This window comes from Bradyrhizobium viridifuturi (assembly GCF_001238275.1).
Lineage (GTDB): Bacteria > Pseudomonadota > Alphaproteobacteria > Rhizobiales > Xanthobacteraceae > Bradyrhizobium > Bradyrhizobium viridifuturi.
This window is the reverse complement of the sequence record NZ_LGTB01000042.1, coordinates 1-22,784: the sequence shown is the minus strand read 5'-3', so window position 1 is coordinate 22,784 and position 22,784 is coordinate 1. Positions and strand designations below refer to the sequence as shown.

The following is a 22,784-nucleotide window of genomic DNA, read 5'->3' as shown; positions in this document are numbered from 1 at the left end:
AACAATTCGTCCCAATATCCGAGCTTTTTGATGTCCGACGCAGCCGTCCCGGCGCCCACCACCCACCCGACCCTGGAGGCCGATATCACGGCCGCGCTGGGGCCGCGGTCGATCGTGCTGGTCGGCATGATGGGGGCCGGCAAGTCGACCATCGGCCGGCGCATGGCGGCGCGGCTCAAGCTGCCGTTCACCGATGCCGACACCGAGATCGAGACGGCGGCCGACATGACGATCCCGGAGATCTTCGAGACCCATGGCGAGGCCTATTTCCGCGACGGCGAGGCGCGGGTGATCGCCCGCATCCTCGACAGCGGCCCGATCGTGCTGGCGACCGGCGGCGGCGCCTTCATGCGCGAGGAGACCCGCAACCGGATCCGCGACCGTGCGATCTCGATCTGGCTCAAGGCCGACAGTGATATCATCATGCGCCGGGTCCGCCGCCGTGCCGATCGTCCGCTGCTGCAGACCGCCGACCCCGAGGCGACCGTCAACCGCCTGCTCAGCGAGCGCGAGCCGGTCTACAAGAGCGCCGACCTGACGATCGCCTCGCGCGACGTGCCGCATGACCGCATCGTCGACGAATGCCTCGCGGCCCTGCATGCGCATCTGTGCGGCGTGAGGCCGGATGGCGAGCCACCACCTGATGGATTGAACGCGACCTCATGACTGCGCCCTTGAAACACTCCGCCTCCGTTACCGTCGATGTCGCGCTCGGCGACCGCGCCTATGACATCGTCATCGGCCGCGATGTGCTGCAGTCCCTCGGCGAACGCGTCGCGGCGCTGCGGCCCGGCGTGCGCACCGCCATCGTCACCGACCGCACCGTCGCCAAGCACTGGCTGGAGCCGACCGAAGCGTCGCTCGCGGCCGCGGGCGTGCCGACGTCGCGGATCGTCGTCGAGGAGGGCGAGGGCTCGAAGAGCTACGCCACGCTGACACAGGTCAGCGAAGCGCTGATCGCAGCCAAGATCGAGCGCAATGATCTCGTGATTGCGCTCGGCGGCGGCGTGGTCGGCGACCTCGCGGGCTTTGCGGCCGCGATCCTGCGCCGCGGCGTCGATTTCGTGCAGGTGCCGACCTCGCTGCTCGCCCAGGTCGATTCCTCGGTCGGCGGCAAGACCGGCATCAACTCGCCGCAGGGCAAGAACCTGATCGGCGCCTTCCACCAGCCGGTGCTGGTGATCGCCGATACCTCCGTGCTCGACACGCTATCGCCGCGCCAGTTCCGCGCCGGCTACGCCGAGGTCGCGAAATACGGCATCCTCGGCGACGAGGCGTTCTTCGCCTGGCTCGAAAAGAATCACGCCGACATCTTCACAGGCGGCGCCGGGCGCGAGCACGCCATCGCAACCTCCTGCCGCGCCAAGGCCGGCGTCGTCTCCCGCGACGAGCGCGAGACCGGCGAGCGCGCGCTGCTCAATCTCGGCCACACCTTCGGCCATGCGCTGGAAGCCGCGACCGGCTTCTCCGACCGCCTGTTCCACGGCGAGGGCGTTTCGGTCGGCATGGTGCTGGCTGCGGAATTCTCGGCGCAGCTTGGCATGATTTCACCAGAAGATGCGGCCCGCATCGCCCGTCATCTTTCCGCGGTAGGACTGCCGACGCGCCTGCAGGACATCGCAGGCTTCACGCAGGAAGGACTCGCCGATGCCGACGCGCTGCTGGCGCTGATGGCGCAGGACAAGAAGGTCAAGCGCGGCAAGCTCACCTTCATCCTGCTGGAGGCGGTCGGCCGTGCCGTGATTGCCAACAATGTCGAGCCGCAGCCGGTGCGCGACTTCCTGCAAGCCAAGCTGAAGGCCTAAAGCCACGGATCAAATCAGTGGGATGGTTCACCTTCTCGATCGTGCTGCTCTGCCTGCTCATCTCCGCCTTCTTCTCGGCGAGTGAGACCGCGCTGACCGGCGCCTCGCGCGCCAGCATGTTGCGGCTGTCGAAGCAGGGCAACAGCGAGGCCACCGTGGTCTCGAGCCTGATGGCGATGCGCGAGCGGATGATCGGCGCGCTGCTGCTCGGTAACAATATCGCCAATATCGGCGCCTCCGCGCTTGCCACCGGCATCTTCACCGCCTGGTTCGGCGATGTCGGCGTGCTCTACGCGACCGGCGTGATGACGGTGCTGGTGGTGATCTTCGCGGAAGTGCTGCCGAAGACCGTCGCGATCAATGCGCCGGACCGGGTGTCGCTTTTGGTGGCCCGGCCGATGCGGTTGACGGTGTTCGTGCTCGGTCCGCTGCTCACCATCATCGAAGGCATCGTCCGCGCCCTGATGAAGCTGCTCGGCATCAAGATCGGTGCGCATCAGGCCATCCTGTCGCCGACCGAGCGCCTGCGCGGCGCGGTCGATCTGCTGCACCACGAGGGCAAGGTCGAGAAGCAGGACCGCGATATGCTCGGCGGGCTATTGGACCTCAGCGAGCTGCAGGTCTCCGACGTGATGGTCCATCGCACCGAGATGACCATGGTCAACGCCGACCTGCCACCGGAAGAACTGGTGCGCGAGGTGCTGGCGAGCGAATACACCCGCATCCCGCTGTGGCGGGAGAAGCCCGAGAATATCGTCGGCGTGCTGCACGCCAAGGATCTGCTGCGGGCGATCCGCGCCAATGAAGGCGACATGTCCGCGATCGATGCCTCCGCGATCGCGCTGCCGCCCTGGTTCGTGCCGGAGATGCGCCCGGTCTCCGAGCAGCTGAAGGCGTTCCGCCGCCGCAAGACCCACTTCGCCCTCGTGGTCGACGAGTATGGCGAGGTGGAAGGCATGGTAACGCTGGAGGACATCCTGGAGGAGATCGTCGGCGACATCTCCGACGAGCACGACGTCGTCGTCGCCGGCGTGCGGGCGCAGCCGGACGGCTCCGTGGTGGTCGACGGCTCGGTGCCGATCCGTGACCTCAACCGTGCGATGGACTGGCGCTTGCCGGATGAGGAGGCTACCACGGTCGCCGGCCTCGTGATCCACGAGGCGCGCTCGATCCCGGAGCGCGGCCAGAGCTTCACCTTCCACGGCTTCCGTTTCCGCGTGCTCCGCCGCGAGCGCAACCGCATCACCGCGCTGCGCATCGTCGCGGTGCCGCGCGAGGCCGAACTGGACGAGAAGAAGCCGAAGCGGGCCGGCACGGCGTTCTAGCGCTACGGGCATCCTCAGGATGACGGCTCGGGAGGGGCGTCTCGCTACTCGATGTCGATCGAGATGCCCGACAGCTTCCATGCGCCGTCGGAGGGGATGAAGCCGAGCTGATACTTCACCTGCTTGGGCGTGGTGTCGAAATGGCCCTTTAGCCGCAGCACGCCCTTGTCGTCGATCTTGGCGTCCTCATCGAGCACGATCGGCTTGGCGACCACGGCGTCGAACACTGCGTGCTTGTCGACCAGGTCCTTGAAGATGGTCTGCAGCTTGTCGGGCGGAAACTGGTCGCGGAACGGCTTCGAGATCTTGGCGTGGAACACGGTGAAATTATTCGCGGCCACCGCATCGTTGAGCGACACCAGGATGCTCTTGATCAGCACCTCCTGGACGAAGGGGCTCGGCATGTCCAGCGCCGCGGCCGGGCGCATCGCGCAAATCAGGAGCAGGCCGGCGGCGGTGACGATCGACCGGAAACGTGGCCAGCAAGGGATCATCAATGGCCCCATATCATGTGCGGCGATGCGATCCATCGTTCACCTGCTCACATATGGAGCAAGTCCATCGCCGGAGATCCTTTTCTCATAACGGAAAACCGCCGTGGCGTCTTGAGCCAAGCGCAAGCTAGCGCGGCTTTTCCCCGGGGCCGTGTGCATGGATCGCCAGCGCATGCACCGAGCCGGCGAGTTCCTGCGCCAGCGTCGCATTTATCATGCGATGGCGTTCGATCCGGCTCTTCCCTTCGAAGGCCGGAGACACAATATATAGCCTGAAATGCGTCTCCCCGCCTGGGCTGTGGCCGGCGTGGCCCTCATGCAGATGTGACTCGTCGACGACGTCGAGGCTTTCGGGCAAGAAAGCTTCACGCAACTTGTTTATGATAGCGTCTTTGGTGCTCATGGCGGCGGAGTTAGGTTCGCGACGGCTTTTCGTCAATGGTGCTAACGGGAAACGAGGTCTGCGCAATGTCAAGACTTGAAGATTTGTGCATTGCGTAGTCAAAGAGATCATGCCGATCGATTCATCAAAATTCTTCGACTCCATTCGCATCAAGCCGACCAAGGTGAGTGCGAAGCGCCAGGCGCAGGCCGGCGAGCAGGCCGTGACCTGCGAGTGGGCGGGTTGCCAGAACAAGGGCGCGCACCGCGCCCCGAAGGGCCGCGAGAATTCGCGCGAGTATTGGCACTTCTGTCTCGATCACGTCCGCGAGTACAACCAGTCCTACAATTTCTTCCAGGGCATGAATCCTGACGACGTCGCGCGCTACCAGAAGGACGCGCTGACCGGTCACCGTCCGACCTGGAAGATGGGTGCCAACAACGGCAAGAAGGAGAGCGGTCTCGATGCCGCCTCCGATCCGTTCCACATGTTCTCCGAGCTCAACGGCCGCGGGCGCTGGCGCCCCGGGCCGGGCGGCGCGGAGCCCAAGCCCGAGACCCGCAAGGTCATGAACGCCGAGCGCAAGGCGCTGCTGGTGATGGGGCTCGGTGCCGGGGCGACGCTGGAAGACGTCAAGTCGAAGTACAAGGCGCTGGTCAAGCAGCACCACCCCGACGCCAATGGCGGCGACCGCTCCACCGAAGATCGCCTGATCGAGATCATCAAGGCGTACAACTATCTGAAGACCGTGGTGCGCGAGGCGTAAGCCATCGCTTTCGTCGCCCCTGCCTGGTGCACAATTGCGCACGGGAGCAGGGGCCCATAACCACCAGCGGTTATTGTTCACACAGGATGTCTGCCCGATTGCCCAATTGATGGGCCGCGGCGTATGGGTCGCTGCGTTCGCAGGGACGACAGCGGAGAATCTAGCTCCGCCGTCGATCACGTCGGTCAGCTCCTAGCTCTTCGGCACCGCCCCGACATAGGACGAGCTCGGCCGGATCAGCCGCCCGGTGCGGCGCTGCTCGAGCGCGTGCGCGGTCCAGCCGGCGGCGCGGGCCACCGCGAAGATCGGCGTGAAGGCCTGCCGCGGAATCTCCAGCCCATCGAGCAGGATCGCGGTGAAGAACTCGACATTGGTCTCGAGCGGACGCTCCGGATTCTTCTTTCGCAGCGCTTCGCGGATATAGGCTTCGACCTCGCCGGCAAACGGCAGGTCGGCACCGCTGGCCTCGAGGCGCTCGATCGCGACCTTCAGCACGTCGGCGCGCGGGTCGCGCACGCGATAGACGCGATGACCGAAGCCCATCAGTCGCTCGCCGTGCGCCAGCGCGCCGTCGACCCAGGGCTTGATGCGCTCGCGCGTGCCGATCGCATCCAGCATCTCGAGCACCGGCTCCGGCGCGCCGCCATGCAGCGGGCCGGTCAGCGCGCAATAGCCGCCGGTGATGGCCGCGAACAGATCCGCCTGGGTCGATGCGATCACCCGCGTGGTGAAGGTCGACGCATTCATGCCGTGATCGCAGACTGTGACGAGATAGGCGTCGAGTGCCGCGACCTCGCGCGGCACAGCCTTGCGGCCCAGCAGCATATGCAGCGTGTCGGCGGCGTGGCTGACATTCGGATCCGGCGCGATCGGATCATGCCCCTTGGCTTGCTGGACCAGGGCGCCGGCGATCACCGGGAAGGCGCCGACAATGGTCGCCTCGTGCTCCAGCCCGTTCTCGCCGCGCAGCCCCGCGATCGCGGCCCGGAAGCCGTCGACGATCGACATGCCGCGCGTCGCCGGCAGCAGGTCCGGTAGCCGCGCGAAGGCGCGCTCGCGGGCGGCGCCGAGGCTGGCGCGGACATTGGCTTCGCTCAACGTCTTGCCGGTGGCGCCGTTCCACAGCCGCGCGGTGACGCCCTCGAAGCTCGACTTGCCAGCGAGGCTCGCGACGTGCTCGCCGGCGATGATGAGTTCGCCGCGCTCGCCGTCGACATGGCTCAACACGGTCTCGGCGGCGGGAACGCCATCCAGACCGATCTGGCTCTTGGTGAGAATCATATTCATGGCCCGATCTCCTTGCTTCACCCCTTCAAAGTCGGGCCACTCGACGAGTTGATCAATCTTGATTATATAAATCAATATGAAAAAATCCGCCGAGCTTTACCTCTCCGCCCGCGAGGCCGCCGCCGAGCTCGCGATCTCGCCGGCGACCCTCTACGCCTATGTCAGCCGTGGCCTGATCCGCTCCGAGCCGTCGCCGGATTCGCGCAGCCACCGCTACCGCGCCGAGGACATCAGGGGGTTGAAGGAGCGCCGCGTGCCGTCGCCGGAGCCGCGCGGCTTCCGCAATTTCGATGCGGACTTGCCGGTGATGGATTCGGCGATCGCAACCATCACCGAGCAGGGCCCGATCTACCGCGGCGTCAATTGCGTCGATCTCTCCCAGCGCGACACCCTGGAGCACACCGCGACGCTGCTGTGGGATGTCACCGGCGTCGATCCGTTCGCGCCGGACAATTGCCCGCATGTCTCCGATGAAATGCGTGCGATCGCCGAGGCCGCGCGCCGTGCCCAGCCGATCGACCGGACGGTCGCGGTGCTGGCGCTGGCGGCAAGCGCCGATCCCGGCGCTTCACCCGCGCGCCCGATGGCCGCGCGATGGTCGGCGGGCGCATCTTGCGGCTGCTGGTCGCGACCATGCTGAACGCCGTGCCGTCGGCCGAGCCGCTGCACGAGCAGGTGGCGCGGGCCTGGGCGCCCGACAACAAGCACGCGCCGGATCTCATTCGCCGCGCGCTGGTGCTGCTCGCCGATCACGAATTGAATGCGTCCACCTTCACCGCGCGCTGCGCGGCATCGACCGGGCTTAATCTATACGACGCCGTGATCGCGGGGCTCGTCGCGCTGAAGGGCCCGATGCATGGCGGCGCCGGCGTGCTCGCCTCGCGCCTGGTCAGGACGATGATCGACAATGACGTTGCGCCTGTTGTCCGTGAGCGGGTCGCGCTCGGCGAGCGCTTCGCCGGCTTCGGGCACGGCGTCTACAAGAAGGGCGATCCGCGCGCGATCTCGCTGCTGGAGGCGCTGACGCGGGCCGGCGCGCCGCGCAAATTCACCCGGGAAGTGCCGGAGCGGATCGCGGAGGCGACCGGCGAGTTCGTCAATATCGATTACGCGCTGGCGGTGCTGGTGCATGCGTTGCGGATGCCCGCAGGAAGCGAGCTCGCGCTGTTCGCGATGGCGCGCAGCGTCGGCTGGATCGCGCATGCCAGCGAGCAGCTTCAGCTCGGCAAGCTGATCAGGCCGCGGGCGCGTTATGTCGGCCCTGCACCTGGGCGGGCCGGCTCGACCAATAGCATCTAGCTCTTATTCTGCCGGCTTGGACGGTTCGATCAGGCCGCCGCCATGGCGGCGGCGGATGGTCCAGACCGCCAGCGTCAGGATGATGGCGGCGCCGCGACCGCGAACATCCACAGGTGCTTGCCGACGTGTTGATGATGCGGCAGGCCGGCATAGTCGTGCAGCGCGGTGACCGCGAGCACCCCGGGCAGCACATGCGCCGGCGCCCAGAGCAGGATCGCGGGGATGTTGACCGCGTAGAAGCGCGCCGGCGGCATGTCGAGCGCGCCGGCGGTGATCGGTACGAAGGCGCGAATCGGCGGCACGAAGCGGGCGAAGAACACCGCGAGCACGCCCCAGCGGTTGAAAAAGGCCTCGCTCTGCGCGACCACGCGCGGGTAGTTGGAGAGCGGCCAGGCGGAGAGGATCTCGCGCTGGCTGCGATAGCCGATCAGGTAGGCGGTGCCGTCGCCGAGCATCGCGCCGCAGGCCGCCGCGGCGAGCACCGGCCACAGCTTCAATTCGCCGCCCGGGACCAGCGCGCTCAACGCCAAGATGATCGTCGAGCCCGGAACCAGCGAGCCGACCACCGGAACGGCTTCCAGCAGGGCGGCCAGAAACAGCGTCAGATAGGCGAGCCAGGCGTGGGCTGAAACGAACGCGATCAATGGGTCAAGGAATGAAGTCACAGAATCCCATGGGTGACGGTGAAACGGTACGAGAGCTAACAACTCCGCGCCGGGCTGAAAAGTGCCCGGCCGGACAGGCCGCCGGGGCGCTGCGGCAAAAGTACGGCGGGATTTGCAGAGCAGCCTTCCAAAAACCGGGTTTCGCGCCTATCTTGATGATACATCAACGGAACTTTGATTTGCCCGTGGGCTTCTGCCGGCCGATGCTCTCTGCTAGGCTTGTGCATAGCACCCCATCCGCAGCCAAATGCCCTACAATCTGGTTTCGGGAATGCCCGGGACCTCGGAGGATGAATGACGACCGCCGTCCAGACCAAAGAGCAACAACCCGTCGGCTTGCCCGACATGAAGGTTTCGGTTCGGCAGGTCTTCGGGATCGATAGCGATCTGGAAGTTCCCGCCTATTCCGAAGTCGATCCGCATGTGCCGGAAGTCGACAGCGACTATCGCTTCGACCGCGCCACCACGCTTGCGATCCTCGCCGGCTTTGCCAAGAACCGCCGCGTGATGGTCACCGGCTATCACGGCACCGGCAAATCGACCCACATCGAGCAGGTCGCGGCCCGCCTCAACTGGCCCTGCGTGCGCGTCAACCTCGACAGCCATATCAGCCGTATCGATCTCGTCGGCAAGGACGCCATCGTGGTCAAGGACGGCAAGCAGGTCACCGAATTCCGTGACGGCATCCTGCCCTGGGCGCTGCAGCACAACATCGCGCTGGTGTTCGACGAATACGACGCCGGCCGCCCGGACGTGATGTTCGTGATTCAGCGCGTGCTGGAAGTCTCCGGCCGCCTGACACTGCTCGACCAGAACAAGGTGATCAAGCCGCATCCGGCGTTCCGCCTGTTCGCGACCGCCAACACGGTCGGCCTCGGCGACACCTCGGGCCTCTATCACGGCACCCAGCAGATCAACCAGGGCCAGATGGACCGCTGGTCGATCGTCACCACGCTGAACTACCTCGCCCATGACGAGGAAGTGGAGATCGTGCTGGCCAAGGCGAAGCACTATCGCACGCAGGAAGGCCGCGACATCGTCAACAAGATGGTGCGCCTCGCAGATCTCACCCGTAACGCGTTCGCCAATGGCGACCTGTCGACGGTGATGAGCCCGCGCACGGTGATCACCTGGGCGGAGAACGCCGATATCTTCAACGACATCGGCTTCGCGTTCCGCGTCACCTTCCTCAACAAGTGTGACGAGCTGGAACGACCGCTGGTCGCCGAGTTCTACCAGCGCTGCTTCAACGTCGAGTTGCCGGAATCCTCGGTCAACGTGGCGCTCAGCTAGTCCATGCCGAAAATCTCCGTCGAGCGCACAGTCACACAGACGAAGAAAGCGGTGCTCGGCGGACTGCTCCGCTACAACAACGAGAAGATGGGGAAGCAGAAGTACAAGCGCTTCGCCATCTCGCTGCGGCAAGGCGACGAGATCGTCGGCGGTATCGTCGGCGAGGTCTGGACCGCGGTGTTGTTCATCCAGCTGTTCTGGATGGAGCAGAAGTTTCGCAACAGGGGCTTTGGCGCGAAACTGATCAAGGCGATCGAAGACGAGGCGCGGCGCTTCGGAGCCACGCAATCCTATCTGGATACGATGAGCTTCCAGGCGCCGGGCTTCTACCGCGCCAACGGATATAAAGAGTTCGGTTCGATTGAGGGATATCCCGGCGGCGTCACGCGCCACTGGTTTACGAAATCGCTATGACAACCTCCAATATCAAATTCCGTCCCGGATCGAAGGAAGCGCCGACCGAGCCGTTCAAGCGCTCGGTGTCGGCGTGCCTGAAGGCGATCGCCAAGAAGCCGGAGCTCGAGATCTCCTTCGCCGCCGAGCGGCCGGGGCTTGCGCCCGGCAAGGCGCGGCTGCCGGAGCCGGCGCGCAAGATGACCAAGCGCGATGCGGCGATCGTGCGCGGCCACGCCGATTCGATCGCGCTGAAGATCGCCTGTCACGATCCCAAGGTGCATCGCAAGCTGATGCCCGGCAATCCGCAGGCGCGCGGCGTGTTCGAGGCGGTCGAGCAGGCGCGCGTCGAGGCGATCGGCTCGCGCCGGATGGCCGGCGTCGCGAAGAACCTCACCGCGATGCTCGACGATCATTTCCACCGCGGCAAGTATGACGAGATCACCGACCGCGCCGACGCGCCGCTGTCGGATGCGCTGGCGATGCTGGTGCGCGAGCGTCTCACCGGCATGGCGCCGCCCGCGGCCGCCAAGAAGATGGTCGATCTCTGGCGTCCGACGCTGGAGGACAAGATCGGCTCGCGGCTCGACCAGCTCAGCCGCTTCACCGAGGACCAGGCGAGGTTCGGCGACCTCGTCCATGACCTGCTGTCGGCGCTCGATCTCGGCGACGACCGCAACATGGATTCCGACGACGACGAGGATCAGGACGAGAACCAGGACGGCGAGAGCGATCAGTCCGGCGCCGAGGGCTCGCCCGATTCCGACGCCGCGCAGGAGATGAGCGCCGACCAGGCCCAAACGTCGGCGGAAGAGATGAGCGAAAGCGCGATGGAGAGCGCGCAGGCCTCCACGTCTGACACGTTCGATGACGGCGAGCTCGGCGACGACGAGACGCCGGGCGAGGCGACGCGGCCGAATTCACGCGGCCAGAACGAACCGCGCGGCCCGGAATATCATGCGTTTGCGCCGAAGTTCGACGAGGTGATCGCGGCCGAAGACCTCTGCGATCACGACGAGCTGGAGCGGCTGCGTTCCTATCTCGACAAGCAGCTCGCGCATCTGCAGGGTATCGTGGCGCGGCTCGCCAACCGCCTGCAGCGCCGCCTGATGGCGCAGCAGAACCGCGCCTGGGATTTCGATCTCGAGGAAGGCATCCTCGATCCGGCGCGGCTGTCGCGCGTCGTCACCGATCCCTATCATCCGCTGTCCTTCATGCACGAGAAGGAGGCGACGTTCCGCGACACCGTGGTGACGCTGCTGCTGGATAACTCCGGCTCGATGCGCGGCCGTCCGATCACGGTTGCCGCCACCTGCGCCGACATCCTGGCGCGCACGCTGGAGCGTTGCGGCGTCAAGGTCGAGATCCTCGGCTTCACCACCCGCGCCTGGAAGGGCGGGCAGTCGCGCGAAGCCTGGCTTGCCGCCGGCAAGCCGGCCAATCCCGGCCGCCTCAACGATCTCAGGCACATCATCTACAAGTCGGCCGATGCACCGTGGCGTCGTGCGCGCAAGAACCTCGGCCTGATGATGCGCGAAGGTCTCCTGAAGGAGAACATCGACGGCGAGGCGCTCGACTGGGCACACAAGCGCCTGCTCGCGCGCCCCGAGCAGCGCCGCATCCTGATGATGATCTCCGACGCGCGCCGGTCGACGACTCCACGCTGTCGGTCAATCCGGGCAACTATCTCGAGCGGCATCTGCGCCACATCATCGAGGAGATCGAGACCCGCTCGCCGGTCGAGCTGATCGCGATCGGCATCGGTCACGACGTGACGCGCTATTATCGCCGCGCCGTTACCATCGTGGATGCCGAGGAGCTTGGCGGTGCCATCACCGAAAAGCTCGCCGAGCTGTTCAGCGAGACCCACGGCTCGGCGCCCGGCGCGGGCACGCGGCGCCGCCTCCACTCGTGAGACATGCGCTCAACCTTTAGCCGCCGCCATATCCTGAAAGGTGTGGCGGCGGGGTTGTCGGCCGCAGCATTGCCGCGTCTCGCGCTGGCACAGGGCGCGAACCCGTCGGCGCTGACGCCAGGGCCGCCGGGGAGACCGGGCCGCCATCGCGTCGATGAACCGGCTTCGATCGAGGTCAACGCACGGCCGCTGCCGTCGTTCGATATCCGCGATCGTGCAAAGGTGCGGTTCGGCGCGCTGGAATATCGCAGCGGCCTCATTCTGACCTCGTCGTTCGCCGGCTTCGGCGGCCTCTCCGCGCTCAGGCTCGATACCAGGGGGGAGCGCTTCATCGCGGTCAGCGACCAGGGCACCTGGTTCACCGGCCGCATCGCCTATCGCGGCCGCGAGATGGCCGGGCTCGACGATGTCGAGGCCGCCCCGCTGCTCGGTGCCGACGGCAGGCCGATCACCGCGACCCGCGGCTGGTACGATTCGGAATCGCTCGCGCTCGACGGCTCGACTGCCTATGTCGGGCTCGAACGGGTCAACCAGGTACTGCGCTTCGACTTCGCCAAGGGCTTTACCCGTTCGCGCGGCGAGGTGGTGCCGCTGCCGCCGGCGGCGCGCAAGCTTCCCATCAACAAGGGGCTCGAGGCGCTGGTCTTCGTGCCCAAGGTCATGCCCAAGGATCTGGCCAAGGGGCAGGCGCTGGCCGGCACGCTGATCGCGATGTCGGAGCGCGGGCTCGACGCGAGCGGCAACCTGATCGCCTTCCTGGTCGGCGGCAAGACGCCGGGCCAGTTCAGCGTCCGACGCACCGAGAATTTCGACATCAGCGATGCGGTCCTGATGCCGTCGGGCGATCTGTTGATCCTGGAGCGGAAATTCTCCTGGCTCGGCGGTGTCGGCATCCGTATCCGCCGCCTCGCGCTGTCCGACATCGCGCCCGGCGCCATCGTCGACGGACCGGCGATCTTCAACGCCGATCTCGGCAATGAGATCGACAACATGGAAGGCATCGATGCCCATTTCACTGCCGAGGGCGAGACCGTGCTGACCATGATTTCCGACGACAATTTCTCCCTGATCCAGCGCAACCTGCTGCTGCAGTTCACGCTGGTGGAGTGAGGCTTCCCTTCACCCCCTCCAGGGGAGGGTGAACGGACATCGTATCCGCATTGCTGATCTGCGCCGGGCCTGCACGGCGTCCCGAACAGTTGGTGATTGCGGCCTCGGCCTCTATCTTATCCGGGCCCTTTCCCCGATCCGGATATCGCCGCATGAGCACCCTGTTTTCCCCGATCGAACTGCGTAGTCTGACACTCGCCAATCGCATCATGGTTGCGCCGATGTGCCAGTATTCGGCCAATGACGGCTCCGCCAATGATTGGCATTTCACCCACATCAACATGCTGGCGCTGTCGGGCGCCGCGATGTTCTGCATCGAGGCCACCCATGTCGAGGATATCGGGCGGATCACGCCGGGCTGCCTCGGCCTCTACAGCGATGCCAATGAAGCAGCGCTGAAGCCAATCCTGGCTTCGGTGCGCAAGCATTCCAAGACGGCGGTCGCAATGCAGCTCGCCCATGCCGGCCGCAAGGCATCGAGCCAGCGTCCCTGGGAGGGTGGGCAGTTGATCCCGGTTGCCGAAGGCGGTTGGCAGACGGTTGGACCTTCAGCGGTCCCGCACAAGGACGGCGAGGCCGCGCCGGTGGCGCTCGATGATGCCGGCCTGGCGCGCATCCGCGAGGCCTTCGTCGCCGCGGCGAAGCGCGCCGACCGGCTCGGCATCGACGCGCTCGAGCTGCACGCCGCGCACGGCTATCTGCTGCACCAGTTCCTGTCGCCGCTCGCCAACAAGCGCACCGACCGCTACGGCGGCTCGCTCGAGAACCGGATGCGTTTTCCGCTCGAAGTGTTCGACGCGGTGCGCGCTGTCTTTCCGGACCGCAAGCCGGTCGGCGTCCGGGTGTCGGCGACCGATTGGGTCGAGGGCGGCTGGGACGTCGCGCAGACCATCGAGTTCACCAAGGAGCTGAAGAAGCGCGGCGTCGACTGGATGGATGTCTCCTCCGGCGGCGTCTCAGCGCTGCAGAAAATCCCGCTCGGGCCGGGCTATCAGGTACCCGCGGCGCAGGCGGTGCGGGAGGCCACCGGTGTCACCACGATGGCGGTCGGCCTGATCACCGAAGCGAAGCAGGCGGAGGAGATCGTCGCGTCCGGGAAGGCCGACATGGTCGCGCTTGCCCGTGGCATGCTCTACGACCCGCGCTGGGGCTGGCACGCCGCCGCCGAGCTGGGCGGCGAGGTGAGCGCGCCGCCGCAATATTGGCGCTCGCAACCCTCGACCCAGAAGGCGCTGTTCGGCAAGACCACGTTCGGGGCGCGGTAGGGATACATCGACCGCAAGGACCGCGATGTGTGACGAACATCGCGACGGCGCCATCGTGTTCGATATTGGTGTTGCGATCGATCTTGCGGCAGCTCTTCGATGTGGAGCGGTCTTCGACGTGAGGCATGGATCGAGGCAGCCGAAGCGATCGATGCCGGCAGTGCTCTGTTGCAACGCGTGGAACCGGAAAAATTGCCTTGCGCTAAGGCCTCGTGCTAGAGGTCCGCTTGCATCAAGAGTTGGGGCGACGCCCAACGCCAACCTGCCAATCCGGGCAAGGTGGCACTCCGTCAGGGAGGATGTGGCCGAGCCGGCAACCAAGCGGACCCAAGCCACCAGCGTCGTTCCAAAAGAAAGGAACGACACGTCATGCCGATCAAGATCCCCGACGACCTCCCTGCACGTGGAACGCTGGAAGCAGAAGGCGTCGTGGTCATGCGCGAGGCTGACGCGATACGGCAGGACATCCGTCCCTTGCGGATTGGGCTGCTCAATCTTATGCCGAATAAGATCAGCACGGAGACGCAAATCGCTCGCTTGCTGGGAGCCACCCCACTTCAGATAGAGCTGACGCTGGTACGGATCACTGATCATGTGGCGCGTCACACATCCGCCGACCATCTGGCGGCCTTCTATCGGCCATGGAGCGAAGTCAGTGCCGAGCGCTTCGACGGCTTCATCATCACGGGCGCGCCGGTCGAGCGCCTGCCGTTCGAGGAGGTCCGCTACTGGCCGGAGTTGCGGATGATCTTCGAGTGGACGCAAACCCACGTCCACAGCTGCTTGACCATCTGCTGGGCCGCTCAGGCGGCTCTCCATCACTTCCACGCCGTGCCGAAGCACGAGCTTGCCCGCAAGGCCTTCGGAGTTTTCCAGCACCGCAACCTGGTCCCGGCATCGCCGTATCTGAGAGGTTTTTCAGACAGGTTCGACGTCCCTGTCTCGCGCTGGACGGAGGTCAGGATTTCAGACATTCCGGAAGGCCGCGGCTTGCACGTCCTGGCCGCTAGCGACGAGACCGGCCTTTGCCTCGTCAACGATCCGCATCGCCGTTCGCTTCATATCTTCAATCATTTCGAATACGAAGCCGACACTCTCGCGGACGATTATGCTCGCGATGGCAACGCTCAGCTGCCCGCCAACTATTTCCCCGGCGACGATCCTTCGCGATGCTCGGAGAACGTCTGGCGCAGTCACGCCCACCTTCTGTTCGGCAACTGGATCAACGAAATTTACCAAACCACGCCCTTCGATGCCGCCGCGATCGGCCGCGTCTCGCCGGTGGTGTCCTAGCTCGTCACCTTTCGTCGTCAAGCCAGGTCTTTCTGCGTGCAATGGAGCGAAGCCGCATCGCAACCATGCTGAAGGGGACGCCTTACGTGTAATCCCGGCAGGGCAGCAGGCGATAAAACCATTGTTCTGTCGCAGCCTGGGCAGCTACTCTCTGCGCGCGTGCGGAAGACACGCAACGAACAAAGAGAGGAAACCCATGGAACTCGGATACTTCGCGATGCCGTCGCATCCGCCGGAGTGCGGACTGAAAGAGGGCCACGACTGGGACCTGCAGGTGCTGCGCTGGCTCGACGAACTCGGCTATCAGGAGGCCTGGATCGGCGAGCATCACACCGCGCCCTGGGAGCCGCATCCGTCGCCCGATCTCCTGGTGGCGCAGGCGCTGCTGCAGACCAAGAACATCCGCATAGGGCCCGGTGGCTTCCTGCTGCCGTATCATCATCCGGCCGAGCTCGCCAACCGCGTCGCGATGCTCGATCATCTCTCAAACGGACGGTTGAACTTCGGCGTCGCCGCCTCGGGCCTGCCGAGCGACTGGGCGATGTTCAATGTCGACGGCATGTCCGGCCAGAACCGCGACATGACCCGCGAGGCGCTCGAGATCATTCTGAAGATGTGGACCGAGCCGGGTCCGTGGACTCACAAAGGCAAGTTCTGGACGGTGACCAAGCCGGACACGATGTTCGATTTCCTGAAGCCCCACATCAAGCCTCAGCAAGCGCCGCATCCGCCGATCGGCGTCGCCGGCCTGTCGAAGAACTCGGACACCCTGAAGCTCGCCGGCGAGCGCGGCTTCATTCCGATGAGCCTCAATCTCAATCCGGCCTATGTCGGCAGCCACTGGGACTCGGTCGAAGCCGGCGCCGCCAAGACCGGCCGCAAGCCGAGCCGCAAGGATTGGCGGATGGTGCGCGAGGTCTTCGTCGCCGATACCGACGCGGAGGCCTGGAAGCTGTCGACCGGCGACATGATGGGCCGGATGATGGGCGAGTATTTCCTGCCGCTGCTCGGCCATTTCGGTTTCAAGGACTATCTGAAGGCGTCGCCCGACGTTCCCGACAGTGACGTCACGGTGGAGTATTGCGCCCGCAACAACTGGATCGTCGGCTCGCCCGCCACGGTCACCGAGAAGATCGAGAAGATCTATCAGGAAGTCGGCGGCTTCGGCGTGCTCCTGGTGTTCGGCTTTGACTACAAGCACAAGCCCGAGGCCTGGCACAATTCGCTGCGGCTCCTGAAGCACGAGGTGCTGCCGCGGCTGAAGCATCTCGACGCCTCGGTCGGGCGCGCGGCTTAGGTCTGGGATGAGGATGACGCGGGGCGGCGGCAACGCCGCCCCGCTTTCACGGGATCGCCTGATCGCAACGGATCCGACGGGCTGTGCTGCCTACAGCAACTTCACCGTGACCTTCGCCTTGCCCTTGTGATCGCCATAGAACCATTTGGTGATCCAGGGCAGGCCTATGACGGCCTGGTTGACGTAGAGGAAGATCTCGCCGCTGCGGTCCGCGGTGAACCTTGCCTTGTAGACCTGCGGGTCGGTGTTCGGCGCCGGCAGGGGATCGAGGAAATACTCGTCGACGCCGGTTTCTCCGACCCGCGCGATCAACCTGAACCAGGGCCGGAACAGGATCCGCCGCAGGAAGATCGTGGCGTATCCGCGCCAGCGCTTTGCGCCCTCGATGGTCGAGGTTCGGTATCCGATCGGCGTCACCGCGCGTCCGGCGTCCTCCCATGGCTCCGACATCGTGATCGCGATCTCGTATCTGAAACCGGTGCGGACCTTGAGGCCGGTCGGCGCACAGATCGCGCTGGTGTCGAAATCGGCCGCATCCTGCGGGATGCCCTTGTCGACGGCGACGAGCTTGTCGGCCTCGGTCCCGTTGCAGAAGGCGCCCATCGAGTCCGCGGCATTGAACAGGAAATGGCTGAGGAGCGTCGCGCCGAACCACACCAGCAGGGCCGTGAGCAGGAAGGGCACGACGTGCCGCTTCCCGGCATTGAGAATCCATTGATAGATCGCGCTGGTACGGACTCGATAGATCGCATGGTGCATGAACCCGGAGAGTGGCGCCGGGCTGGCGCGGTCACGCCAGATGATCCGCATCCTGTCGCTGATGGTTGCGCTGAGCGAATTGCCGACGCCCATCAGCACGAAAACGGCGATGATGCCGCCGGCAAACCATTCCGGATTGCCGGCGTACCAATCGGTCCACCAGTGAAACGAAGCCGGCAGGAAGGATTCCACGAAGCGCACCAGCTCCGAGATCATCCTGAACCAGGAGCTGAATTCGTGCTCCTTGTGCTGATTGTGGAACAGCCAGAACGCCGCCAGATGCAGCGACGCCGCCAGTGTCGCGAAGTAGGCGATCCGCCGCATCCAGACGAAATTCCAAAGCTTCTCCTGCGCGGCATAGCGCGCCGGCGCGCCGGCGGACGTTTCAAACGTACTGGAGGCCAACGGCGTGATCTGGCCGTTGCGGGAGACGACCACGTAGTTCGGCGGCAGGCCGATCGGGGCATAGGCATTGGCGCCGCTGTCGATCCGCTCGAACACGCTCTCGTGGATCTTCGGCATCGGCACGCTGACGCCGGCATAGGGATCGTTGCAGAGGTCAGCGACCTTGCGGGGCCCATACCGGTAATAGGCGCCGAGGCCGGCGCGCGAATCGTAGAGCCGGCCATCCTTGTCCTCCGAGGACCTGATCGCCTTGATCGCATCGGGATCGGCGATCGGCGCGCTCTTGAACACGAGCCCGCGCTTGACGGCCTCGTCGACCAGCCAGGCCAGCGGCACGTACGCGATGGCATCGTCCGGATAGCCGCCGCCGACATTGGCATGCATGCCGACGAACCACACCTGGACGAGGCGCTCGCCATCGATGGTCGCCGGCACCGCCGGTGCGGGCTGTCCCGGCTCCTGCTCGGTCCAGAGCACCGGATGAAAGGTCGTGCGCTCGTCGTCGAGCGCCAGCGCGTGTCGTGCCCACTTGACCCGCGGGCTGAGAATCCGGTTCGGCAGTTCGAGCGGCCACACCCAGTTCGAGATGCCGCGCGTCATCTCGTCGATCGGCAAGCCGTAGGCTGCGACGGTGTCCCAGATGCCGACGAACTCGATCGATGGCACCTGCTTCCGGGCTATCCCTGCATAGGGCTTGTTGCCCTGAAGACGGTCCAGCACCGGCACGAGGATGTAGTCGCGCAGCGCGCGGAACAGCACCTCGATGCGCCAGATCGAGTGGTAGCCGGCGGCCCGATAGGCGCGATAGGCCTTCACGGCGCCATCGTGCAGTTCGGCCTCGGTGTCCGCGACGATCAGTCCCTGATCCAGGATGAGTGCGGCGAGCGTGCGCACGGTGAAGGCACCGCGGCTGAATCCGAACAGGTAGATCTGCGAGCCGTTCTGGTGGTCGTAGTTGCGGCAGATGAACTTGTAGGTGTCGAGGATATTGCGCTTGAGCCCGTAGCCGAAGGCGCCGCCGAGCAGCGCAAGCGGGACAAAGGACGAGGTGCCGACGCCGTCATCATACTTGGCGGCCTGCATGTTGCCCTGCAAATCGAGCGACTGGAATATCCGCCAGACATTGGTACGCCAGACGCTGGAGGCGGCGTTACCGGTGCCGTCGGACAGGATAATGATCTTCGGACTCGGCATCGAAGGAGGCCCGCTGAAATGAATGAAGCCGATGGCGCAGCGTAGCAGCAGCCGGATTGATTGCTACCTTGGATCGATCAATAATCATTCCGTGCCGTGATAGGTGTGAACTGGCGCACAAAAGTGTCACGAGGTCGCGGCCATTTGAGACGTGACGACTTTCGCAACGTGCCGAAAAGGCCTAGCTTGACCGACGGCGCAATTCATTGATGAGGCATAGCGATGCGCAGCCGCGTCAGAAAATTTGCCCATGTCCTGGAGCGCTTCGGCCTGGCCCTGGCGGGAGCCGCGAGTGGTCTGTTCGTTGCCGTCCATGTCGGCTCGAGCGTGTCGGCACTGACGTCGCAGGCGTTCCTGCTGATCATGATGCTGGGCGGCGCGATCGGCTTCTATCTCGCATCGACACGCCGCCAAAGCTCTTCCACCCGAAGGACACCGCTTCGACGCGCAAGATCGACGCCGCGGAGCTGCTCAGCGCGATCGGCACCTTCCTCGCGACCATGGTGGCGTTCTTTTCGGTCGGTGTCGTGGTGCTGCGCAGCGAGCCGGATATCGCCTGGACCGCGGCGATCATGGCCGGCTGGGTGCTCGGCGTAGCCATGCAGATCGTCGCCGGCACGATCGCCCGCACCCGGGTCTAAGACGGCGGAGCAGTGCCGGACCTACTGTGCCTGGCTCATTTATTCGCGATCTTGGCGGGGTCCTTGACCGCCTTGAAGGTCTCGTGCTCGACGCTGTAGAGCTCGCCGCCGACCTTCTCGACCCGGCGAATGTAGATGTCGTGGACCACGTCCCGCGTCACAGGGTCGATCGACATCGGGCCGCGCGGGCTTTCCCAGGCCATGCCCTTCATGGCTTCGATCAGCGCGTCGCCATTGGTCTTGCCGCCGGTCGCCTTCAGCGCCTGGTAGATCAGATGCATGCCGTCATAGGCGCTGACGCTGATGAAGTTTGGGCGGACATTGGCGTTGGCCTTGCGAAACGACGCGACATAGTCGCGGTTCAGATCGGAGGGATGCGCCGCGGAGTAGAACCCCGCCGTGATCGTGCCGATCATGGCGTCGCTCATCCCCGGCAGGTCCTCGTCGTCGGCGATGTCGCCGGGGCCGATCAGCTTGATCCCGCTCTTGTCGAGCCCGCGCTCGACAAACTGCTTGGCCAGGATGCCGGCCTGGCTGGTCGGGACGAAAATGAACAGGGTGTCGGGATTGCCGTCCCGCGCTCGCTGCAGGAACGGCGCGAAGTCGGGGTTGGCCAGCGGCACTTTCATCGCTTCGACGATCGCTCCGCCCGCCGCGGCGAAGCTCGCCGAAAATACCCCGGCGGCTTCACGCCCGGGTGCCCAGTCGGACGCGATGATGGTGGCGCGCTTCGATCCGTTTCTGGCCGCCCAATCCGCCAGCACGCTGGCCTGCTGCGCATGCGTCCAGCTGGTGCGCACGAAGTAGGGCGACTTTTCGGTCACGATCGATGTGCCCGATACCATGACGACGGTTGCCGTCTTGCTCTCGGTGACCAGCGGGGCGAGCGCCAGCACGCTCGGCGTCAGCCCGCCGCCGAGGATCTCGGCTTTGTCGTTGACGATCAGCTCCTGCGCGATGCGCTTGGCATTGTCGGGCACGCTGGCATCGTCCCGGGCGATCAATTCGATCTTGCGACCGGCGACCATGTCGCCGTGCTGCGCCATGTAGAGCCGCGCCCCGGCAACCGCCTGTTTGCCGACCGGCCCCAGCACGCCTGTTAACGGCATCACCAGCCCGATTTTCACGACGTCCTGTGCCCGGGTCGGTCCCGGCTGCACCGCTGCAAGCGCCAGAACGACCCCGGCCAACACGGCAAAGCGCGTCCTCGACATGGCCAACCTCCCGCGTGCCCGGAGATGACGCCGAGCCGGCTTTCGACTATCGGCTCCGCCGCGCGGAAGTCCTGATCAAGAAGTGACAGAACGACGAATTTCCTGCTAAATTTCCCGGATTGGTGCCGTCTGTGGGCATGGAGTGACCTCTATGGACCCGGCGACTGATTCCGTTTTGATATTTGATTCATTTGTGTTCGATCTCGCCCGCGGCGTCGTTCGCGTGGATGGCGTCGAGCTAGATCTCAGGCCGAAATCATTTGCGGTCCTCCGCCATCTCGTCAGCAACGCGGGGCGGCTGGTGTCCAAGCAGGATCTGCACGAGGCGGTCTGGGGTAACGTCGCGGTCTCCGACGATTCGCTCGTCCAATGCATCCGCGAACTGCGCCTGAAGTTGCGGGACGACGAACACCGCATCATCAAGACGGTATCACGCCGGGGATACCGGCTCGATGCCGAGCCCGTTCCGCCGTCGGACGACCATGAACTGCGCAGCGTCCCGCGTCCGGCGTCAACTTCCCGGGGCGTTGCAGCACGTCTGGCGGCGCTTCCCCGATGGTTGCTGGTCTCGGGCCTGTCCGTGATCGCCTTCGCGGCTTTGGCAACCGCTCCGCTGATTGCCGATCGCATGCGGCATCCTCTGGCGGAGTTGGTGAACTGGCTTGCGCCCAGCGATCACGGCATCGTGCCAGATCAGGATGTCGAGCGGATCGCCGCATTGGCCGTCGAGAAGCAACTGCCGCTTCCCGCCTTTCGCATTCGCGCGCCGGCAGGCGACGTACCGGACAATGTCCGGCGCTTTCTCGGCGTGTGGGCGAGTGACGAGGGATGGATCAACTCGCACCGCCAGTTCATGATGATTGTCACCAGTGTCGACCGGGACGGTGTTGCGACCGGCTATCTCGTGAACGGACCGGCGATGCCGCACAGCCGCACACCCGGACCGGGCTTCTCCGGCGGTTTTACCGGGCAAGTCTCGGATGGCATCCTGCGATATGACGGCAATGCGGGAGCGCATTCCGCTTCCATCACCGGGGACGGACGGATCGAGTTCAAGCTCGTCTTTCGTGAGGGAGGGACCAGTGTCGTGTTCCTCGAACCGCTCTGGACTCTCGCCCGACCAGGCCGCGTCGCACACAATCAGACTTGATCCCTGTTCGCGATGCTGGTCGCCACGCAGATCGTTGGCCGCTGCTACGCCCCGCGCGTGATGCCCAATCCGGCGAGATGCGTGTCGACGAACTGCGCGAGCCGTTCGCGCAGTTGCTCCGGCGGCACCGCGACCATGCGTTCCTCGAGGCCCAGTGAGATGATGCCGTGGACCGCGGAGAACATCATCCGCGACAGCAGCGCGACGTCGTCGGGATCGCGATCGGGCAACAGCCGCACCAGCGGCGCATGCATCAGCGCGAACGCGTCCATCACCATCGCGAGGATATCTTCCGGAAACGGCCGGTCGTCCTCCATCCGGTGCTCGAACAGCGAGCGCAGCAGATTGGCGTGCTCGGTGGCGAAGCCGAGATAGGCGTCCGCGAGCCCGTGCAGCTGGCGCAGGGGATCCTCGACCGGGACGGCCTTGAGCCGGGCGGTCAGGGCCTGAACGGTCTCCCGGTTCACGGTCAGGATCAGGCCGTCGAAGTCGCCGAACTCGTTATAGACGCTGCCGATGGAGCAGCCGGCGGCCTCGGCGACATCACGAACCTTCAATGATCTCAAGCCTTTAGCTGCGATGTAGCGGCGCGCGATCTCGATCAGCAGAGCTCGCCGCTGAAGCTTTTTCCGGTCCCGTCGCGATTTTTCTTGAACAATGTTCATTTTCAGGCTACTAATTTGAGCGTTGCTCAAGTTGGCAGGAGGCCACTCACATGCGGACCCTAGCACTTCAATTGACCACCACCTTCGTCGATGACGCGATCGAGCTCGTGACGGGCTTTGGCCGTGCCATCTTCTCACTGGCGACCGCGCCGATCGAGCGGATCGCC

At 65.1% G+C, this 22,784-nt stretch carries 17 protein-coding genes, 4 pseudogenes and 1 riboswitch; of the genes and pseudogenes, 14 read left to right on the top strand and 7 right to left on the bottom strand.

The genetic code is table 11. The features are described 5' to 3' along the window. The first annotated feature begins 30 nt into the window (after positions 1-30). Genes ALC15_RS31660 through ALC15_RS31650 form a run of 3 tightly spaced genes read left to right on the top strand, consistent with a single transcriptional unit; the run spans position 31 to position 3,130 of the window. Entirely contained in the window at positions 31-666 is a 636-nt protein-coding gene (locus ALC15_RS31660) for a shikimate kinase (protein WP_050630685.1), read from the top strand. After that, on the top strand, positions 663-1,805 hold the full coding sequence (gene aroB, locus ALC15_RS31655) for a 3-dehydroquinate synthase (protein WP_050630684.1): 1,143 nt from the start codon (positions 663-665) through the stop codon (positions 1,803-1,805). The genes ALC15_RS31660 and aroB overlap by 4 nt, the downstream gene beginning before the upstream one ends. Before the next feature lie 17 nt (positions 1,806-1,822). Next, on the top strand, positions 1,823-3,130 hold the full coding sequence (locus tag ALC15_RS31650) for an HlyC/CorC family transporter (protein ID WP_050630683.1): 1,308 nt from the start codon (positions 1,823-1,825) through the stop codon (positions 3,128-3,130). 44 nt (positions 3,131-3,174) lie between these two features. Here the strand turns inward: ALC15_RS31650 and ALC15_RS31645 are convergent, their stop codons facing one another. Further along, positions 3,175-3,624 (bottom strand): hypothetical protein, encoded by a 450-nt coding sequence (locus ALC15_RS31645; protein ID WP_050630682.1) that lies wholly within the window; start codon positions 3,622-3,624, stop codon positions 3,175-3,177. 127 nt (positions 3,625-3,751) lie between these two features. Next, positions 3,752-4,027, bottom strand: a complete 276-nt coding sequence (locus ALC15_RS31640; protein ID WP_050630681.1) for a BolA family protein — start codon at positions 4,025-4,027, stop codon at positions 3,752-3,754. Between the two features lie 109 nt (positions 4,028-4,136). Here ALC15_RS31640 and ALC15_RS31635 point away from each other — a divergent pair, with 109 nt between their 5' ends. Next, a complete protein-coding gene (locus ALC15_RS31635; protein ID WP_050630680.1) occupies positions 4,137-4,772 on the top strand; it encodes a J domain-containing protein in 636 nt (211 codons plus the stop codon). Between the two features lie 192 nt (positions 4,773-4,964). On the opposite strand, the gene ALC15_RS31630 is transcribed toward ALC15_RS31635, so the two are convergent. Further along, positions 4,965-6,059 (bottom strand): citrate synthase/methylcitrate synthase, encoded by a 1,095-nt coding sequence (locus ALC15_RS31630; RefSeq protein WP_050630679.1) that lies wholly within the window; start codon positions 6,057-6,059, stop codon positions 4,965-4,967. A 76-nt stretch (positions 6,060-6,135) separates the two neighbouring features. On the opposite strand from ALC15_RS31630, the pseudogene ALC15_RS31625 reads away from it, so the two are divergent. Further along, positions 6,136-7,358: pseudogene (locus ALC15_RS31625) on the top strand (citrate synthase). Positions 7,359-7,361: 3 nt separating this feature from the next. On the opposite strand, the pseudogene ALC15_RS31620 reads toward ALC15_RS31625, so the two are convergent. Continuing rightward, positions 7,362-8,023 (bottom strand): annotated as a pseudogene (locus tag ALC15_RS31620) (DedA family protein). A 294-nt stretch (positions 8,024-8,317) separates the two neighbouring features. On the opposite strand from ALC15_RS31620, the gene cobS reads away from it, so the two are divergent. The 7 genes and pseudogenes from cobS (at position 8,318) to ALC15_RS31585 (ending at position 16,589) form a co-directional block, all read left to right on the top strand. Then, positions 8,318-9,316 (top strand): cobaltochelatase subunit CobS, encoded by a 999-nt coding sequence (cobS, locus tag ALC15_RS31615; protein WP_050630678.1) that lies wholly within the window; start codon positions 8,318-8,320, stop codon positions 9,314-9,316. A gap of 3 nt (positions 9,317-9,319) precedes the next feature. Then, complete coding sequence (locus ALC15_RS31610; protein ID WP_050630677.1) at positions 9,320-9,730, top strand: GNAT family N-acetyltransferase; 411 nt, start codon at positions 9,320-9,322, stop codon at positions 9,728-9,730. Next, positions 9,727-11,624, top strand: a pseudogene (gene cobT, locus ALC15_RS31605) (cobaltochelatase subunit CobT). Before ALC15_RS31610 ends, cobT begins: the two are co-directional and overlap by 4 nt. Before the next feature lie 3 nt (positions 11,625-11,627). Then, complete coding sequence (locus ALC15_RS31600; protein ID WP_050630676.1) at positions 11,628-12,734, top strand: esterase-like activity of phytase family protein; 1,107 nt, start codon at positions 11,628-11,630, stop codon at positions 12,732-12,734. 152 nt (positions 12,735-12,886) lie between these two features. Beyond that, positions 12,887-13,999: an NADH:flavin oxidoreductase/NADH oxidase gene (locus ALC15_RS31595; protein ID WP_050630675.1), complete on the top strand. Its 1,113-nt coding sequence runs from the start codon at positions 12,887-12,889 to the stop codon at positions 13,997-13,999. Between the two features lie 224 nt (positions 14,000-14,223). Next, positions 14,224-14,330: riboswitch (SAM-I-IV-variant riboswitch) on the top strand. A 38-nt stretch (positions 14,331-14,368) separates the two neighbouring features. Further along, positions 14,369-15,292: a homoserine O-succinyltransferase gene (locus tag ALC15_RS31590; RefSeq protein ID WP_050630674.1), complete on the top strand. Its 924-nt coding sequence runs from the start codon at positions 14,369-14,371 to the stop codon at positions 15,290-15,292. 196 nt (positions 15,293-15,488) lie between these two features. Then, positions 15,489-16,589, top strand: a complete 1,101-nt coding sequence (locus tag ALC15_RS31585) for an LLM class flavin-dependent oxidoreductase (protein WP_050630673.1) — start codon at positions 15,489-15,491, stop codon at positions 16,587-16,589. Positions 16,590-16,679: 90 nt separating this feature from the next. On the opposite strand, the gene ALC15_RS31580 is transcribed toward ALC15_RS31585, so the two are convergent. Further along, entirely contained in the window at positions 16,680-18,947 is a 2,268-nt protein-coding gene (locus tag ALC15_RS31580) for a T6SS phospholipase effector Tle1-like catalytic domain-containing protein (protein ID WP_050630672.1), read from the bottom strand. 222 nt (positions 18,948-19,169) lie between these two features. On the opposite strand from ALC15_RS31580, the pseudogene ALC15_RS31575 reads away from it, so the two are divergent. Beyond that, positions 19,170-19,588: pseudogene (locus ALC15_RS31575) on the top strand (hypothetical protein). A gap of 35 nt (positions 19,589-19,623) precedes the next feature. Here ALC15_RS31575 and ALC15_RS31570 read toward each other — a convergent pair. Next, positions 19,624-20,802 carry an ABC transporter substrate-binding protein gene (locus ALC15_RS31570; RefSeq protein WP_050630671.1) on the bottom strand — a complete coding sequence of 393 codons (1,179 nt, stop codon included), beginning with the start codon at positions 20,800-20,802 and terminating at the stop codon, positions 19,624-19,626. A 151-nt stretch (positions 20,803-20,953) separates the two neighbouring features. Between ALC15_RS31570 and ALC15_RS31565 the strand changes: the two genes are divergently transcribed. Beyond that, on the top strand, positions 20,954-21,952 hold the full coding sequence (locus ALC15_RS31565; RefSeq protein WP_094194230.1) for a winged helix-turn-helix domain-containing protein: 999 nt from the start codon (positions 20,954-20,956) through the stop codon (positions 21,950-21,952). A gap of 44 nt (positions 21,953-21,996) precedes the next feature. Here the strand turns inward: ALC15_RS31565 and ALC15_RS31560 are convergent, their stop codons facing one another. Further along, the gene (locus ALC15_RS31560) at positions 21,997-22,617 is read right to left on the bottom strand and encodes a TetR/AcrR family transcriptional regulator (RefSeq protein WP_200914711.1); all 621 of its coding nucleotides are present in this window, start codon (positions 22,615-22,617) and stop codon (positions 21,997-21,999) included. Positions 22,618-22,784 lie beyond the last annotated feature (167 nt).